General features: G+C 66.5%; 7 protein-coding genes. All 7 read right to left on the reverse strand.

Annotated elements, in window-relative coordinates:
* Window positions 1-7: 7 nt before the first annotated feature.
* Window positions 8-358: a transposase gene (locus KYK13_RS26475; RefSeq protein ID WP_255654399.1), complete on the reverse strand. Its 351-nt coding sequence runs from the start codon at window positions 356-358 to the stop codon at window positions 8-10.
* Between the two features lie 24 nt (window positions 359-382).
* Entirely contained in the window at window positions 383-1882 is a 1500-nt protein-coding gene (locus KYK13_RS26480) for an IS66 family transposase (protein WP_223634905.1), read from the reverse strand.
* A gap of 46 nt (window positions 1883-1928) precedes the next feature.
* Complete coding sequence (tnpB, locus tag KYK13_RS26485) at window positions 1929-2294, reverse strand: IS66 family insertion sequence element accessory protein TnpB (RefSeq protein WP_223634903.1); 366 nt, start codon at window positions 2292-2294, stop codon at window positions 1929-1931.
* 4 nt (window positions 2295-2298) lie between these two features.
* The gene (locus tag KYK13_RS26490; protein ID WP_223634902.1) at window positions 2299-2610 is read right to left on the reverse strand and encodes an IS66 family insertion sequence element accessory protein TnpB; all 312 of its coding nucleotides are present in this window, start codon (window positions 2608-2610) and stop codon (window positions 2299-2301) included.
* 41 nt (window positions 2611-2651) lie between these two features.
* The gene (locus tag KYK13_RS26495; protein WP_223634913.1) at window positions 2652-2849 is read right to left on the reverse strand and encodes a hypothetical protein; all 198 of its coding nucleotides are present in this window, start codon (window positions 2847-2849) and stop codon (window positions 2652-2654) included.
* Window positions 2849-3142 carry a helix-turn-helix domain-containing protein gene (locus KYK13_RS26500; RefSeq protein WP_223634916.1) on the reverse strand — a complete coding sequence of 98 codons (294 nt, stop codon included), beginning with the start codon at window positions 3140-3142 and terminating at the stop codon, window positions 2849-2851. Before KYK13_RS26500 ends, KYK13_RS26495 begins: the two co-directional genes overlap by 1 nt.
* Before the next feature lie 439 nt (window positions 3143-3581).
* Window positions 3582-17630, reverse strand: a complete 14049-nt coding sequence (locus KYK13_RS26505) for an RHS repeat-associated core domain-containing protein (protein WP_223634919.1) — start codon at window positions 17628-17630, stop codon at window positions 3582-3584.
* Window positions 17631-17638 lie beyond the last annotated feature (8 nt).

A 17638-nucleotide genomic window follows, 5' to 3' on the forward strand; every position in this document is an offset into this window, starting at 1 on the left:
GGTTAGGTCACGCCGCGCGCTGATAGCGCGCGGCGACCTCGAGGTTTTGGACGACCGCGATTCGCCTGAGGTCAAAGAGGTTGCGGCGCGTGCCTCGGTAACGGGCCTTCGGGCCCTGGCGGTTGGCGAGATGTGCCAGGCAATGCTCGACGCCGACACGCTCGCGGAGTTGTGCGCGGCCCGTGCGCGACTGCAGACGTGAGCGCAGGCGCTTCTGGAGCCGCTCATCGTCGCCCATCGTGACGCTGCGCCCCCTGCCGGACGCGGCCTGGGTACAACGCGAGCGCAGCTTGCACGGCGTAACCGTCCGGCCAGTGACGTGCCGGAAGGATTGAAGACGGACCACGACCGTGCTCAGCGAGCGCCGCGAGGAGCGAGTTGGTCAGGGACTGGGCTGGAGGGGTGACTCGGGCGGGTCAGCGGCGCGTCGCCGCATCCACTCGTGAGGTAGCAACTCACCGATGCGCGAGTACGGGTGCGTCTGGACGCGCAACAGGACATCCGCGAGGTAGGCCTCGGGATTGACCTGGTTGGCCTCGCAGGTGGCGACGAGAGCGTAGAGGCCGGCGAGGTTCTGCCCTGCGGCCTCGTGGCCGACGAAGAGGAAATTCTTCCGGCCCAGGGCGGCCTTGCGCAGCGCCGCCTCGGAGCGGTTGTTGTCCAAGGGCAGACGCGCGTCAGAGACGAAACGCGCCAGGGCGTCCCACTGCTTGAGCGCGTAGGAAAGGGCCTGGCCCATGGGGCCCCTGGGCAGGTGGCGTGGGGCCTGGGATTCCATCCACGCACGCAGCGCAGTGAGGACGGGGAGACTTTGCTGCTGGCGCAGCGCTTGGTGCGCGTCCGTGCGCACGACGCCCGCGTCGCGGGCCAGCGCCTCCACCCGGTAGAGGGCCAGAATGAAGTCCAAGGCCTCGCGGGCCTCGGGCGCGGTGGGCAGCGCGTCGAAGAAGCGACGCCGCACATGCGCCCAACACCCGACGCGGACGCGCCCTTCGGGCAGCGTCACCGCGTTGTAGCCGGTATAGGCATCCACGACGAGGGCGCCCCGGGTGCCGCCCAGCACGTCCTCGGGCGTCGTGCTGGCCCGGCCGAGGCTGAAGCGGTAGCCGATGAGCCACTCGCCCGTGGGCGTCTGGGTGAGGAAGGTCCAGAGGTAGCCCTGGCGTGTCTTCTTCACGTCCAGCACGCGCATGGGCGTCTCGTCGGCCCACACCACGTCCGCGGACGCAATGCACTGCAGGAGGTGCTGCGAAAGAGGAAGCAGCACCGAGGCGGCCTGGTGGAAGAGGTCCGTCAGCGTGCTGCGACTCATGGGCACGCCGCCTCTCTCCACCCGCTGGGCCAGCCGGTGCAGGGGCATGGCGTCCGCGCACTTGGACGTCACCACGTGGGAGAGGAAGCCCGGGCCGTACTCGCCCCTGTCCACCACCCGGGCCGGAGGCGGGGCGGTGACGACGCCCCGGCCGCACGCGCACGCCAGCACCTCCTGCACGTGCACCTGCTTCTCGAAGCGGGCGGGCACGTACTCGTACACCACCGAGGTTTTGCCCTTGCCCAGGGGCCTCAAGTCCTCGCTGCCGCACGCCGGGCAGTGGCGCTCCTCGGCCGGCACCGCGTGGCGAATCTCCCGCGCCGGGGCCCCCTCGGCCTTGCGGGCGGCTCTCTCTTGCCGCTTCTCTTTCGCGGCCTCGGCCTGGGCCGCCGTCGAGTCCGTGGCTCCACGCAACTCGGCGGCCACCGTCGGCAGCTTCTCCGTCCTCCTGCCGAAGACGTGACGCTCCAGCGCCGCCATCTTCGCCTCCAGCGACGTCAGGCGCTCCTTGAGCTCTTCGGCCTCTTCGCGCCAGGGGCAGAAGTGGTCTTGGGGAAGCTCACGGGGCACCGGGCTTCAACACCCCGCCGCCGCGCCGTGTCCCGGGCCGGGCACGTCAGGTGCCCGGACGCCCGGGAGGCGTCCAGGCGGGCTGGCGCCTCACCTGGGCCACGTCGATGCCGTCCAGCAGCATGGCCAACTGCGTGGCGTCCAGCGTCACCGCCTGCGCGCCCGCGTCCACCGGCGGCAGCCGGAAGCGGCCCGTCTCCAGCCGCTTGTACAGCAGCACGAAGCCGCCCCGGCTCCACGTCAGTACCTTGATGCGGTCGCCCCGCCTGGAGACGAAGGCGAAGAGGTGCCCCGAGTAGACGTCCTCGCCCCATGCCGTGCGCACCAGCGCCATGAGGCCGTCAATCGACTTGCGCATGTCCACCGGCTCCATCGCCAGCACCACGCGCACCGACGCAGGCAGGGCGAACATCACTTCAGCGCCCCAACGCGGCGACGAGCCGGGCCACGTAACCGACGTCGGTACCTACCGCGAATCGCACCCGCGCTCCGCTCGTGGCCACCACCACCAGGGACTCCGGCGCCGCGGGGGCGCTCGCCACTCGCACCGGCAACAGCCGCACGGCTTCCGCTCGCGATGGAGCGGACCGCCGATGCCGGTACACCCACGACTGCAACGTGCTCAGCCGCATGCCGTGCGCCAACGCGAACTCCCGCTGCGTCTGCCCGCTCGCCTCAAAGGCCTCCGCGATGCGCGCCCACTCCGGCTTCTCCACCTGCTTCGCCATGCCCAGCAGCGTCCGCCGCGCCCCGCTACCCCGGCAATCCCTCACGGCACGTCGTTGGCCGGACGGTTACCGGCCAGTGACGTCACCGTCTTCTTCGCCTGGCCCAAGCGATTGAAGTCCTGATTGCTCACCGCCCGGCCCTGCGCGTCCGTGAAGGTCTTGAGCAGGCCGTCCGCATCGTACTCCTGCGCTTGAAACACGGGCTTTGAACCCTCGACGTTCGCCAACGTCAGTCCCATCAGGTCGCCCGCTGCATTGCGAGGACTTGAGATGGTCGCGGAGCCTTGAGCCGCAGCACCTCGTCGTCCGCTGCTTCCGGCTCGCGGCTCTTGAGGTTCGCTTCGCCCCCAGCCAGGAACTTCTCCCGCCACTCACTCAGCACGGCCGCCGTGACACCCAGCTCCCGCGACAGGGCGTCGAGTTCCTCGCCCTTGAACAACCGGAGCACGGCCTCCTTCTTGCGCTTCGCCGAGAATCGACCGCGCTCCGACGTCCTGTCCTGCTTCTGCTGCTTCTTCCATCCACCGGACAAGGGGGAGGTTATTCCTCACAGAGAGGTGTCTCAAGAAATCCTGGGGCGGAGGAGCCGGACGGTTACGTCGGCCGGACGTTACGCAGAAACTCCTCGGGCTCCTCATCTTCTAACGCTCAGGCCGACGCCCCGTCCTCAACTCAGTCTGCTCCAGCAACAAGTCCAAGTCCACGCGATTTACCCGCCCACTCCACTCCTGAAGATGGACGAGACACCCCCCTGCAATATCAACAGGATACACGTCAACCACCCCCTCCCGACACAACGCAACGTGCTGGCGCGCCACCTCCAAGCAATCCAAACAGAAAAGATACGCACACCCATAATCATCAAAAACAAAACCGAAATCACACGCCACCCCACCCCCAACACTACCCAGAATATGACGACAACAGGGAATTGAATCTTGCAAACCATGAACACCGCACTCAATCACGAATCACCTCGGCGTCGGCGTTTCTTTGAACATCCCATAAACATGGCTTCGCCACTGCGACCTATGCAGAGGAACCACTCCACCACCCGCCTCAATCAACAAACATCCAATGCTCGCACAGCTGTTAATTTTTGCCCCACCAAGCACCAGAGGACCGCGTTTCCCTCCATTCACAAGTGCTTCCGCCGCATCCAATAGTGCTTGTCCATCAGGCACAGTAATCGGCTCACCATACTCCTTCAGCTTAATTTTATCTGTCTTTGGATTAAAATCACGCACCACAGTCTCACCATTTTCAAGTTGAATCAAATGAACCTCTCTCCACTTGTCTCCGAATCGCAAGATCCACGTAAAATGAGGACCTGCCTTCCCCATAAAGAATCGACCAGTGACTGTACCGAACCCAGCCCCAGGTGTCTTGACAGGCGCACCGCCCATCCTCAAGTCGGGGGGAGGATTAAATCTACTATCCCATACATTTCCACTTCCACTATAATATTCCCTCAACGACCCAAGTGCATTTTCTGACCTGGGTGCGATTTGCGGGACTGCATCCTCGGAAAGCGGAATCACCTGCCGAGTTGATCGGACACCTCTACCAAGGAAACCGCCAACTAGATCAAACGCACCAAGAAATCCGTGTGCATACCGATGAGGCTGACTTTCAAACTTCTCAACGACAACAAGGTTCTTAGTCGACCGTTCGAACAACGCGCGGACCGGGGAGATGGAGATCTTTTCCTCTCCCCGTATGGCCTCGCCCACATTCACCAGGCCAGAAACAAACATGACGCGCGAAATCCAGGGGTGCGCAGCCGCAGGAATCAATGGGGCCGCATAGTGGCCGACGACCATTAGTCCAAGCGCACTAAGAGTCGGTCGAACAACATCGCGTTCCAAGTGCTTATTATTAACAACATCCTCTTCGTACTCGGCCGCAGCCGCCCGCAGAAAACCATGCATCCTGGCTGCGCCAGCGTCATTCTGACGCTGCGCAGCCAACATATTTGCTGTTTGCCAAGCTTGCGCTGAACGAGCGGCACAGATACGACTATCCAGCTCTGCATCCGGTCCGTACTGCGCACAACGGGTCGCCTCGCCCGTCGGATCGATGAACATCAACGGATTGCCGCGTGCGTACATCCACGCATTCAATTCCGTCGGCGTGGCGAGATACGCACCCGCCACTATCGGATCCGCGGAAAGGAAACGGCCAACGGCCGGATCATACCAACGCTGCTGGGCGTAGGCGAGGCCCACATCATCATCCCAGGCGTGACCGGTAAAGCCGACGCCTGCCTGCGTGGATGATGGAGCCGTATCATCGCGGTACCTACCCCAGACATCATACCGATGCTGAGCACCCGAGCCACTAGCTGTGTAGCGCCCCACCGCACTACCCAAACCGTCATGAGCAATGCGTTCGGCCCCCACCGCGACCGCCATACTTCCGCCCTGCGTGTAAAGCAGCGCGGGCTGTCCTGCCAAGCGTTCCTCTACCAGCGCGCCGCCTGCCCAAAGATAGGCTACTGTCTGTGCGCCCGTCGTCCGCTCCACGCGCAAGCCGTCCCAGCCGTATTGATATTGCGTCGTGACGCTGCTGCTCTCTCCTGGCACTTCGGGAGCGACTGTCACCTGCGTCAGACGCCCTGCCACATCCCAGCCGTAAGTCTTGCCGCCGCTTCCGCGCTGCTCGGACGTCACGCGGCCCACCGGGTCCGTCACATACGTCGCCAAACGCCTCTGCGTCGGATCCGGATTCGGATCCAGCTCGTTGAGGATGGATTCCAATCCACCACGGGGGTCATGCGTGTAGCGCCAGTGACGCTGGGCCACCGCTTTGTCGAAGCCATCTGGCGTCAGTGGGCCGGCGTAGCCTAGGGCTGTCTCCTTCTCCTCCAACCGCGTTCCATCCTGAGCCAGCTTGTACAACACCGCCTTACCGTCGTCGTACTTCACACCGGTCAGTCGGTCAGCGCCGTCGTAGCCGTAGGTTGTCCGCTTCACCATCGCGCCCGGTGCGTCCCAATAGTCTTCCTGGGTCCGATTGCCCCGAACATCGTAGGAGTATTTGAAGAGGCTTTTCAGCTGTTGAGCCGACTCCAGTTCATTACATACCGCGTCGTCACCTGCATTCAGCACCGCGCTCAGGCGACCACGATCATCGTAGCAGCGCCGCTCCACAAGGCCGCCGCCGATCACAGACTGGAGTCTGGCGCCACCGGGCTCCCAATCGAAGGTTGTCTCGCCAGCCGGGCCCGTCGCCGTGTGCAGCCGCCCCCTCGAGTCATACCCATACGCCACCTCCCCCGCGGAGGACGTCACTGTCCAACGCAGCCCCGAGGCAGTGTAAGTAAAGCTCACGGTGTCCGAGTCGCGACTCTGCCTTTTCAACAGACGCCGTGCATTGTATTCATAGTCATTGACCAGCGTCTGTGTTCCCTGCGTCTCCGCCACGAGCCACGGCTGGTCCGCCGCCGTGTACGCCAACGCCACCTTTGTCAACTGCGTATTTGCGGCGCTCGCTGTTCCCGGCTGGTAGGAGACCCGCGCCGGACGGCCTCGGCCGTCCATCAGCGTCACCACCGTGTCCTGATTCGCGTCCACTTGCGTGGAGACACCATTGTCCCACATCGTCAGCCACTGCGACGTCCCCCGCGTCCTCAAGACCTGACGCCCCAGGGCGTCATAGCCGAAGGTCTGGGCCGCCGTGGGGCTTCCCGCCGGGGGCGTGACCGAGGTCAGCCGCAGGAGCCCGTCATACCGATACTCAAACATGCCTAGACCCGGAGGCTGAGCTCCGAGCAGTTCCCCTTGCGCACCTCGCGCGTAGGTCCACGTCTGGGGAGTTTCAGGAGCCTGAGCGTCAACTCCGTACGTCACCGTGAGGGGCTGGCCGTTCGCGTCGTATGTGTAATCAGTTGTCTCCCAGTTCGTGGACCGACCGTACTTGACGCGCCATTTCAGACCTCGAGAGTTGTAGAAGGTCTGCGTCTGCCTTCCGTCCGGATGATCCTGCCGTGTCACCCGACCCGCACGGTCGTAGCTGTAGACCGTCGGAACCGTATCGAAGTTCTCGGTCTTCAACAGGCCATTCACATACGAATAGGTCGTCGCCAGCAGCCCTGCCTTCTGCTGCTTCGTCAGCGCACCCGCGGCATCATAATCCCAGACGTCCGTATCCCGATCTTGCTTCAGCGACACCACGTTGCCCAACGAGTCAACTTCGATCTCGGACGTCCACGTGTCGGTCTTGCCGCCAGCGGTGTCCACGCTCGTCATTGTCGCCTTGCGTTTCACCCAGGCCGTCGTCGTCTCGTAAAGGTAGGACGCGCTGTCCGCGGACCATGACTCTGCCTGCGCCAGCACGCGGCCCCGGTCGTCCCGCGAGCCGTAGGTCGTGGTCGCCGTCCAGTCCGAGCCTTCCGTCACCTTCCGTGACTTCTCCCACGGCCCCTCCCACGCGACCGTCAGCTCACGGTTGACATTGTGTCCCGTCACCGTCTCCTTCACCAAGCGGCCCCGCGCGTTGTGCCGTCGTGTCGTGACGATGTTCTTGTCCGTGCCGAGGACAGCCGTCTCCACTGTCTCGTGCGAGATCGGCAGATAGCCATAGGTCCATTGCATCTGCGGCGTCGACCCGTAGGCCGCCACCGTGCGGCTCAGGGGTCGTCCCAGGCCGTCGTACGTCAGCGTGCTCTGGTACCCCGGGTGCGGCCCCTTCTCCACTTCCACCCGGCCCTCGTTATCGCGCTCGTAGGTCTTGATGAAGTGCTCAGGGTCCTCCACCTTCAGCAGGTTGCCCGCGGCGTCATAGGTGCTGCGCGTCACCTCGTTTTCTGGCGACACGTGCCAATACATGTCGCCGCGCTCCGTGTAGCGGTACACGTCCACCGCCAGCTGCCCGTCCACCTGGCGCCGGGTTTCCAGCACCCGGCCCGCGGTGTCCATCAGGAGCGTCTGTGACTCCGTACGCGGCCCATTCTCCGTCTCAATGGTGCGCGCCACCGTCACCAGGTGCTGCGCGTCGTCGTACGTCCGTGTCTCCACGAGCGTTCGCGTCCGAGCATTGGACGTCCCCACAGTTCGCGTCGTGCGGGTCAGCCGCCCCAAAACGTCCGAGTACTCCATCACCTCCACGAGGCCCAGTTCTGCGTCCTCGACGCGCGTGAGCCGGCCGGCATTGTCATACAGGCGCACTTCGTGCACAGCGCCATTCGCCCGCACGCTGTCTGTCTTCCCCGGCCGCCCCATCGCATCCAGTCGCGACATCACCAATGCTTGGTTTGCGGCGGTGCCGCCCAGCACCTGGCGCATGGGATTGCCCTGCGCGTCCAGCAGCACGGATTCCGTGTCGCCATCCCCGTAGTCCCACGACACGGCACGGCCCGCCTCGTCGTAGTCAATCTTTGTCTGATGCCTCAGCGAGTCCCAGATGGCCAGGGGACGCCCTTCCGCGTCCAACTGGTATTCCACCTCCGTGAGGCCATCGACTGTGACACGCTCCAGACGGCCCTCAAGGTCATACACGTTGACGTGTACGTGGCCCGTCGCGTCCGTGGTGCTCTTCAGCTGGCCATTTTCATACGCGTAGGTCGTCGTCGCCATCCGCACCGGGTTACCCACGCGCACGGACTCGCTTTTCAACAGCCCATCCTCGTATGTCGTCACCCGCAGGTGAGCGGACGTCGTGCCACCATTCTGGGCATCCGCCTGCGCCAGCGTCTCCGTCACCGTCAGGACCAGCGTGCCTTCCGGCGACTCGGTCTCCGTGTACGTGTACGTCCAGTTCTCTTTGGGAGTACCGGAGCGCTCCACGCTGAGCACCCGGCCCAGTCCATCATACGTCCACGCTTCGAAGACGCCCGTCTCCGTCTCCTCGGAGCGCAACACCCGGCCATACGCGTCGAACGTCAATGTCTGCGTCAGAGTGTCCAGCCCTGTGGCCCCCTCCAGCTTCGTCTCCGTCGTCTTCGCCTGTCCCAGGCCATTGAAGTCCTTGTTGCTCACCTTCCGGCCCTGCGCATCCGTGAAGGTCTTGAGCAGGCCGTCCGGATCGTATTCCTGCGCCTGGAATACGGGCTTTGAACCCTCGACGTTCGCCAACGTCAGTCCCATCAGGTCGCCCGCCGCATTGCGAGGACTTGAGATGGTCGCGGAGCCTTGCCCCACCTTCACCGTCGACGTCGTCGGCAGCCCGAAGCGGGGATCCAGGTCGAAATGCACGAGCTTCCGATCCGAGCCCAGGCCCGCCACGGGCAGGCTGCCCTCCGGCCCCTTCGTCAACACCGCGTCCGTCAATTGCAGACTCGTGTTGGACGTCATGTTCATCACCCGCCCGGTGGGTGACTCCGTCTGGCTTAACACCACGGGCTGACCCTTCATATCGCTCGGCCACTGCTGCTTCGTCAGCGCCAGCAGTGTCTGACTGCTGGATAGATTATTGGACGTGTTGAGTTGCAACTGTACCTGCACCGCGTCCGGCCGCGTGACGGTGCGCTGCCCCTTGGCGCCGTACGTCATCGACAGCGTCCCGGCCATGCCAGTCTCCTGCACCGCCGACACCACCTCCTGCTTCGAGACGTGTGGGTGCGGCGCACCGGGCGACTGCCGGAAGTACCGGGCCGCGTACTGCACCGGGCCCACCGCCTCCACGGCGTTTCCATGAATCCGGCGCGCCACCGACAACTCATTGAGCGCCGCCCAGCGGTCCGTGGCACCCAATGACTGGGGCACGGGCTCGTATTCGTAGGTATAGATGAGGTACGGCGCTCCTGGCGTCCGCACCACACGCGTCAGGTTGCCCACGCCATCCCGCGTGAACGTCGACGTGTAGGTGCCTCCCTCGCCGCCGGTCAACGTCACGGTCTTCAGCCACTGGAAGCCCTGGCTGCGGACCGCCAGCCGCAACAGCGGTGACACGCCCGGCGCCTGCAGGTCCACGGCTTCGTAGCCGAAGGCCAGTTGCACCTGTGTCGTTTCGCCCTTCCGCGTGACGGACGACACCAGGTCCGACGACGGCAGGTAATCGATCTTCGTCCAACCCTTGTCATCACCGCGGGCGTGCGAATCACCGAAGCGCGTGAGCAGCCAGCGGCGCTTGCCCTCGTCCGCGGCCCCCATCGCCCGGCGGTTGAACTCGAACTTCTCGCCCCGGGGCGTCGTGAGGGTGACCGCGTCGCCTCCGGACATGTTCACCGGCGCCGTCACGGTGAGCTTGAAGCCGTGCGTGTTGTCCGTCGTGCAATCGCTCGCATTGCCCCGCTGCGTGGGTTGGTTCTCGGGCGGCGTCGCGCAGCCTGGGAAGCTGTAGGCCTGGCCGTTCACCACCGCGACGTAACGGCCGAAGCGCTCCTCGCGGACGTAGCCTTCGAAGTTGTGATGCCAGCCAATGCCCACCGGCGCGTATTCGTTGTCCTGGTTGTTGTACGTCCGCGAGAACCCGAATGAACTGCCCAGGAACGGTACGGCGAAGTCGTCGTGCGAGAAGGACAGGTGCCCGTCCGACGAACTGATGCCGGACACCGACGATTGCCCCACCGCCCGCGCATTCGCCGCGTTGTAGGAGCCTTCCGGCTTGCCCAATGCCGTCACCGTGCGCTCTCCCGCAGCCAACGACGCCGCGGACTCCGTCACCAGGTACACCGTCTTCGTCTTCTGCGGAGTGCCCGGCATGCTCGCCAGGTCCGCGGGCAATGCGAGTTGGAAGCGCCGTGCCCCTGTCGCGGAGGGCTGCGGCGACAACTGCAACTGCTCACGCACGCGGCCCCGCTTCGTGTCCGTCACCTGGAGCATCCCGTCCGCCCCGACCGAGAGCAGCGCCTCCTTGAGGAGGTTCCCGTTCGACGACTCGCACTCCTTCGACAGGCACACCTTCACCACGCCGGCGCCGAGCTGGTCCGGCTCCACGAAGAAGGTGCTCATCGCCGGGCGGCCCACCTGACGTCCGATGGCCGCGGTGCCATCCGTCGCGTCGGGCATCACGGCGGCTTCCGCCAGATGCTCCGTCGACGCCGCGAGGACGTCCTTGCGCGACGCGAGCCCGAAAAGGTTGAACCGGTAGAGGACGTTCTCCGCGTTCCCGCTGAGGTACAGCTCCAGGTAGAGAATGTCGCTCGCGCTTAGAACTTCGGCGATGTATTCGCCGCCACAGCTCGCCACGAGGGTGTGCGCCTGCGCGTCCACCTTCAACGGGCAGTCGATACCGAAGGCATCACTGCCCAGGCGCACCCGGTAGTCACCACTGAGGGTGCCAGCGCGCCCCGGGTCCGTCGGTGCCAGGAGCTGGGCCAGGAAGTCGTAGGCCAGGTCACGCTCCGCCGCCGCCGGTTCATCCTCCTTCGGCAGGTCCATCAGGTCGCGCGTGGAGCCGTCGCCCGTGGCATCCAACCTCGTTGGCTTCAGGTCGAGGATGCGGAACTCGTGCTCACGCGCCACGTCGTACTGGTCGGAGAGCACGCCCTTCGCGTCGTAGCGCTTGAAGACGTTCTTCAACACGATGGCCTGCGCGGGCAGGCCTGGCGGGTTGGTCGTTGGCGGCGGCTGCTCCTCGAAGTGCGGCGGCTTCGCCACGTCCTCTGCACGGCTCACCCAACCGTCGCCGTCCTGGTCGCGCTCGAGCAATCGGCTGCCCACGACGTGCAGGTAATAGTTCGCAGTCAGCAGGCTGTTGACCGTCTCCGTCTTTCCATTCCCGTTGACCCGCCGCAGCGCCGCGTCCACGTGCACCGTGTGCTGGCCCGGCGCCACCGCGAACGTCGTCACCGCGGGCTGCTCCACCGCGCTGCCCGTCACCCGGATGATCTGTCCCGCCAGCGGCGGCACGCCCGTCGGCACGTCCGCCAACTCCTGGTCGTCCTGGAGGCACGAGGCGGCCTGGAGGGCCGAGGCCCCCGGCGGCAGCTCCGAGCAGTACATCTCCAGCGGTACGCCCGCGTCCGCGTCGTCGTCCGTCAACAGCCCCGGCGCGCACGAGCCGCCATCCGCATGGAGGCCCCGCACGCAATCGCCCTGGGCCACGCCGCCATCGGCCGCACCGGTCCCCGGCTCCGTCGCCAGTTGTTTCTGCCGGCGCACCCGCCAACGGGTCACTACCTGCACGTAATCGTCGCGCGTCGTTCCGGCGCCGCCCGTGCGGATGAGGTGCTTCTTCGCCGCCTGCGCTACGCCGTCGTCCTGGGCGCGCCGCTGCACGCGGACGTCAATCTCCGGTGGGTACAGGTCCACGTCGCCCGGGATGCCCAGTTCCTGCTGCGTGCAATGGGAGATGGAGAAGGTCTTATCGCCTTCCTGGATCTGCAGCGGACCGTTCGCGTCCGCCGCGCACGTCCCGTTCACCCGGGCATTGCGGTTGATCGACGGCACCGTCACCGTCGCCATGCCCGAGTAGCCGGTGGCGTGGTTGATGGCGAAGACCACCAGGCGGTCCCCTTCCGACAACCGCAGGAAGGCGCTGTTGCTGTCGGAGCACTCGTTCTTCAGGAACAGGCGCTCCTCGACCGTCTTCGCCCCTTCCGTCTGCAGTTGCTCACATCGGGTCCGCGTGGCTCGGGAGACGCTGTTCGTCGGCCCCAACCGCAGGCGGGAGTACTTCCCCTGGGAGAGTCGCGGCGGGTTCGCGGCATCCGGGCACTCCTGGACCGACGGCCGCGTCACCGCGTAGCGCGCCAGCGGGTGCTCCAGGTCTCCTTCGCGGAAGAAATGGACCTCCGTCGTGGCGACGTCGGCCTCGGAGAGTTGACGCACTTCGCCCGTCTGCGGGTCGCGCTGCGTCTGTGTTACGCCCGAGCAGACCGCCGGAAGCGGCTGCCCATCCTTTTGCTTGAAGGTGATGGCGCCGTGCAGAAGCCGCACGTCCACCAGCACGTCCGCGCGGGTCGTCGCGCCCGGATACAGCCAGAACATGGGCGAGCACGAGGAGAAGGAGCTGTCCACGCTGTCGAAGCGCGTGTTGCCCTCCGCGTCCAGCCGGGCCACGAACCGGGGTCCCAGGGGGATGTCCGCGCAGGCGATGCTCTGCGTGTTGGGCGCGGGCACCTGCAAGAGTGTGCTGTACCTGCCGGACTCGCTCGTCATCGCGGCGGTGTCGTTGGCGCTGGTGATGTCCACGCGAACGCCCTGGAAGCGCGCCGCGCCATGCAGCGGATCCTGTTCCCCCTCGGAGCTCACCTCCGAGCGCTGCAGGACCAGGGTCGCGCGCTTCGGCATGCCACCATCCGCCGGCAGGGGCGTCAGCGTGGCCTTCAGTTCGATGGCCCGCGTGTCGAATCGCGTCGCCCCCCTCAGGACGAGCGTTGTCGTCCCGGGTGCCAGCGTCACCGACGTGGTCAGCGTCGCCTCGTTGGCATGCTCGACCGTCCAGGTCTCACCCGCGCCCGGTGCCAGCGGCGTGCCGTCTGGCGAGACGCCCGACAGGGCCGCGGTGACGGATTCACCGCCCGGGGCCGCAAGGGCGCTGTTCGCTTCATAGCGGGCGACGAATCCGATGTTCTGCGTGTACGGCAAGTCCACCTCTACCGACTGCCCCAGGGTGGCTTCCGCGGGCGCCCTCAGCTCCAGGCGCGTTTCATCCTCGGCCGGCGCGCGCACCACGCCCCAGGCGTGGGCCGTGCCCCCCGGGAAGGAGTCCATCGCGCTCAGGCCCAACGGCACGATGCTCAGCAGTCCCTGGGCATGCGCTGTCGCAAGGATGTAGCTGGCCACCTCCTGCCAGAGCGACGGCCGTTCATTCCGCCGCAACCGCAGGCCCAGACCACCATCCGTCGCGCTCCCGCCGCCACCCGTCGTGCCGCCGCCTGACGAGCCCCCCGCCTGGGCCAGCGCGGCCTCCACCTGCAACTGCTGCGCGGGGGTGATCTCCATGTAGCCGAAGAACTCGAACGACGCCGAAGCCACCGGCCCGTCCGATTCGATCACCGCCTCACTCACCGCATGGGCGAAGCCCACGCGCTTGAGCGCCAGGCGCCGCTCGTCGAACGCGACGAGCACCACCATGCGCCCGGTCGCGACCTTCGTCCGGTTGGGCAGGGTCAGCGTCACCGGCTTGAGGAACTGCACGCGCTCGGGGCCCAGCTGCCACAGGGCCGCGACTCCCGCGCGGTCCTCCATGGGCACGGGGCGACCGTGCGGCGGCAGCTCCGTCACCGTGAGCATGCCCTCCGTCGAGCCGCCCGCGAAGGCAAGCCCGCCGGCGGGGACAATCATGCTCAGCGCGTCCTGCGCACCATTGAAGGTCAGGGTTCCACCGGTCGCACCGCTCACCGGTTGCGCCGAGGCGCCATCCACCGGGAAGAGCATCAGCGGCCGGTCCTGCGTCTCCTGCTCGGCAGTCACGAAGAGCTGCCGACGCACCGTGGGCAGCGACCGGCCATCCGACGTGGCCCCGCCCTCGTAGCGCATCACCACCTGCTGTCCGCCACGCACGCCAATCAGCGCCCAGTTGCCATCCGGCCCCGTGCGCGTGGACTGTCCTGCCTGGCCTTCCACCTCCACCTTCACGCCGGACAGCGGGAACTGCCGCTCGTCCAGCACCACGCCACGAACCACCGTCAGCGGGCGGCGAACGGTGAACTCACTTGCGAACGCCGAGGATTGATCCGGCCCCTGGGCAGCCTCCGCGCCCTGGACGCGGACCTGGACGCGCTCCCCCGCCGGCAGTGCTTCGCGCGCGACGAAGGTCACCGTCTGGCCACCGGGCGCCACCGCGTATCCGCCCTCCAGCTTCGAGCCGCGGGCGCGCACCTCGAAATGGCTGGCGACCGTGGCCGCATCCACGGGCTTGTTGAAGGCCACGCTCACGAGCGCATCCGTCTCCACTCCGGTGGTGCCCGAAGCAGGCGAGACGCCCGTCACCGCCAGCGGTTCCTGCTCCACGTCGCGGTAGCGGACGCCGACGCTCGCGGTGCCCGTCAGGCCGTTGGCGTCCGTCGCGCGCACTTCAATGGTGTTCGCGCCCAGGGCCAGCGTCACCTTCTGCGAGTACACGCCCGAGGGTTCCTTCGTGGCGGTGAGCGAGCCAATGGCTACGGTCACGGGCTCCGTCCCGCCGCTCACCTGGACGCGCACGTCGATCTCGTCCGACGTCGCCTCCGTGCCATCCGCCGGCGAGAGCACCGTCACCTGCGGCGGCACGCTGGCGATGTTCAGCACCTGCGTGCGCACGCGGCGGTTGCCCGCGAGGTCCTCCGCCACGATGACGAACGTGTTCGACCCCGCGTGCAGAGACACCGGCCACGCGAAGCTTCCGGCGATCAGCGTCACCGGCACGCCGTCCACTGTCACCCGGGCCAGGTTCGTGTCACCGGCCGTTCCCTTCAGCACGAAGGGGCTCTGGGTCACCGTGGCCGGGTTGGTCGAAGGCGCCTGGATGGAGAGTGAAGGCATCGTCCGGTCGACGGACACCTGACGCACCGAGGACGCCACGCGGCCCCGCGAGTCCTTCACTTCGACCGTTACCGTCTGGGGCCCTTCCAACAGCCCCAGCGAGGCATTGAAGTACCGCCCAGTCACCGCCGCGGCGAAGCCGTTCACCGTGACCTGGAGCGGCAGCTCGCCCCCCTCCACCTGGCCCGACACCGCGAAGCGCGCGCCGCCCAGCACCGCGCCATCGTCCGGTGACGTCACCACCAGAGTGGGAGCGGGCTGGAGCTCAGAAGCTCCCGCATCCAGGTCAAATGGGATTCCTGCGTCGCCCGGCGCCGTCCCGCCGTCCTGCGGCCCCTGTGCACCGCCATCCTGCGAAGGCTGCGTTCCTGCATCCTGTCCTGGGGGAATGCCAGCATCGCTCGCTGAGGACATCCGGTGCAGCAGCAGCATGCGCTCCACGCTGGCGCCATCCGGCGCCGTGACCCGGACGACGACCGTCTGATCGCCCACCGGCACCGAAAGCACATGGGCGAACGTCCCATCCTCGTGGACCACCACCGGCGCGTCGTTCACCGTCACCACCGGCGTGTCGGAGGGATTCGGAGTAGAGGCCTCTCCGCGGACCGTGACGCTGCTCTCGGTGAAGGCGTAGCCATCCGGAGGATCCGTCACGACGAGCGTGGGCAGCGCCGAGGAGCGCGTCACCGTGCGCGAGATGGACGTATCGTTCCCCGCCGCGTCCGTCGCGGTGACGGTCACCGTATTGACTCCATTCACGAGGGGGACTTGCGTGGAGAACGCCCCCTGCGCATCCGGCGTCACCGCCTGGCCGTTCACCGTCAGAGTCACCGGGGTGGCGTCGTGCACCGTTCCGGAGACGGTGACCACTTCCGCGCTGACGAGGGCGTTGTCCACCGGGCTGGTCACCTTGAGGACGGGCTTCACGGTGTCGAGCACGAGATGCACCGCGAGCGTCGTGCGGCTGCCCCTGTCGTCGTAGGCCACCACCTGGAGGACGTTGCTTCCCTCCACCAGCGACACGGTGAGACGGTGGTTTCCGTCCTCCCCGAGCACGAAGGACGTCTCCCCCAGTTCCACGTTCGTCACGGAACCGTTGTCCGTGGCATGGACGACCAGTTCAATCTGACCCTGATCCGTCACGGCGTCCGCCAGCGGAGACACCAAGGTCAGCACCGGGGGCGGGTCGATGAAGAAGCGGATCAGCTGGACGTTGTAGTGATAGAGGGAATCACGGGCGAGGATGGACAGCACGTACTCGCCAGGCGTGGACACCACGCCATTATCGAAATTTTCACCATTCAAACTGACCTGGAACACGTCTACGTGGGAGCTCGTGACCGCCACGGAGATGTTCACCGGTCCGGGGTACACCTGCCCGTGCTCCACGCCGGTGACGACGACGGTGGGAGCCTCGGTCAGGACGGCGAAGTGGAGGTGCTGAATGGCGGCGCGTCCCTGGGCATCCTCCGCCCTGACGCGCAGGTCGAAATCGCCATGGCGCGAAACCTCGGTTCCACTCTGGAAGCTCTCACCGTTCAAGGTCGCCGTGACGACCACGGGGGCCTCGCCTCCGGTCACGCTGAACTCCGGCGTCACCGGGTCCGCGGTCACAAGCCCTTCGGTCACACCGCTGAACGCAATCACAGGAGACGCGCTGTCCAGCACCACGGGGATACACTGACGGGCGGTGTTCCCGCAGGTGTCCGAGATCGTCGTGGTGACAGCGTTGATGCCCTCGTCGAGCGGGACCGCGGTATGGAACCCGTCATGGCCGACGAGCGATGCCTGCTGGCCATTGATGAGAACCCCCTTCGTGTCCATGCCGAACTTGCCGGAGAAGTACACCGGCGACGTCGTGAAGTACGACCCCGGCTCCGGCTCACTCAGCGTCAACGAGGGAGGCATGACATCCGCGTCGAACAGCGCGGCTCGCGCGCTGCCACCGCTGCTCCCCTGCACGGTCACCTTCAGGGAGTTTCCCTCCGCCAGCACGGGGACGAGCGCCACGAACGTCCGCTGTTCCGCGGCGGGAACGTTGGCAAGCATGTCCACGCCGTTGAGCAGGACCTCCGCCGTGGTGTCCTCACCCGTGAGGTCCACCATCAGGATGGCCAGCGTCTCCACGCTCTTGCGGCTGAATGACGGCTCCTCCACCGGAGGACTTCCCACCTGCGCCACCACGTTCACGATTCCGCAGGGCAGGTTGGTCAGGGCCGCGACCGAAGCTCGGACCTCACCACCGCCCGTGGCGGACACCTGCAAGAGATTGGGGGAACCCAGCACCACGCGGCGCACCGCGATGGGCGTGCCTGGAGCGAGCATGAGCACGGTGGCGCCATTCAGCGTGACCTGGGCCGACTGCACCGTGTTCTGGCCCGTGCCGTTGCCGTTCTGGACGACGACCAGCGCCGGCTCTCCCTCGGAACCGGGAATCTGCGCGCTGCCCTGCGCGCCACCCGCGACCACCAGGGTGCCGCCCCGCCACGACGGATTCGTCGTCACCGGCTCCACCGGAGCACATGCCTGGACGAGCGCCGGGGCCAGCGGGGCCTGAGACCGGGCCACGGCCGCCGAGGGCGTCCCCGACGCCGCTGGCGCGTCCTGCTTCTTGCCACACCCCATCACCACGGTCAGCGCCAGGGCTCCCCAGAGCCAGACGCCTCGCATCCCGCCGC

This window comes from Corallococcus sp. EGB (genome assembly GCF_019968905.1).
Lineage (GTDB): Bacteria > Myxococcota > Myxococcia > Myxococcales > Myxococcaceae > Corallococcus.

Coding starts and splice junctions, on each gene's coding strand:
- tnpB (WP_223634903.1), bottom strand. CDS start 2,294: ATGTTCGCCCTGCCTGCGTCGGTGCGCGTGGTGCTGGCGATGGAGCCG.
- KYK13_RS26490 (WP_223634902.1), bottom strand. CDS start 2,610: ATGGCGAAGCAGGTGGAGAAGCCGGAGTGGGCGCGCATCGCGGAGGCC.
- KYK13_RS26495 (WP_223634913.1), bottom strand. CDS start 2,849: ATGGGACTGACGTTGGCGAACGTCGAGGGTTCAAAGCCCGTGTTTCAA.
- KYK13_RS26505 (WP_223634919.1), bottom strand. CDS start 17,630: ATGCGAGGCGTCTGGCTCTGGGGAGCCCTGGCGCTGACCGTGGTGATG.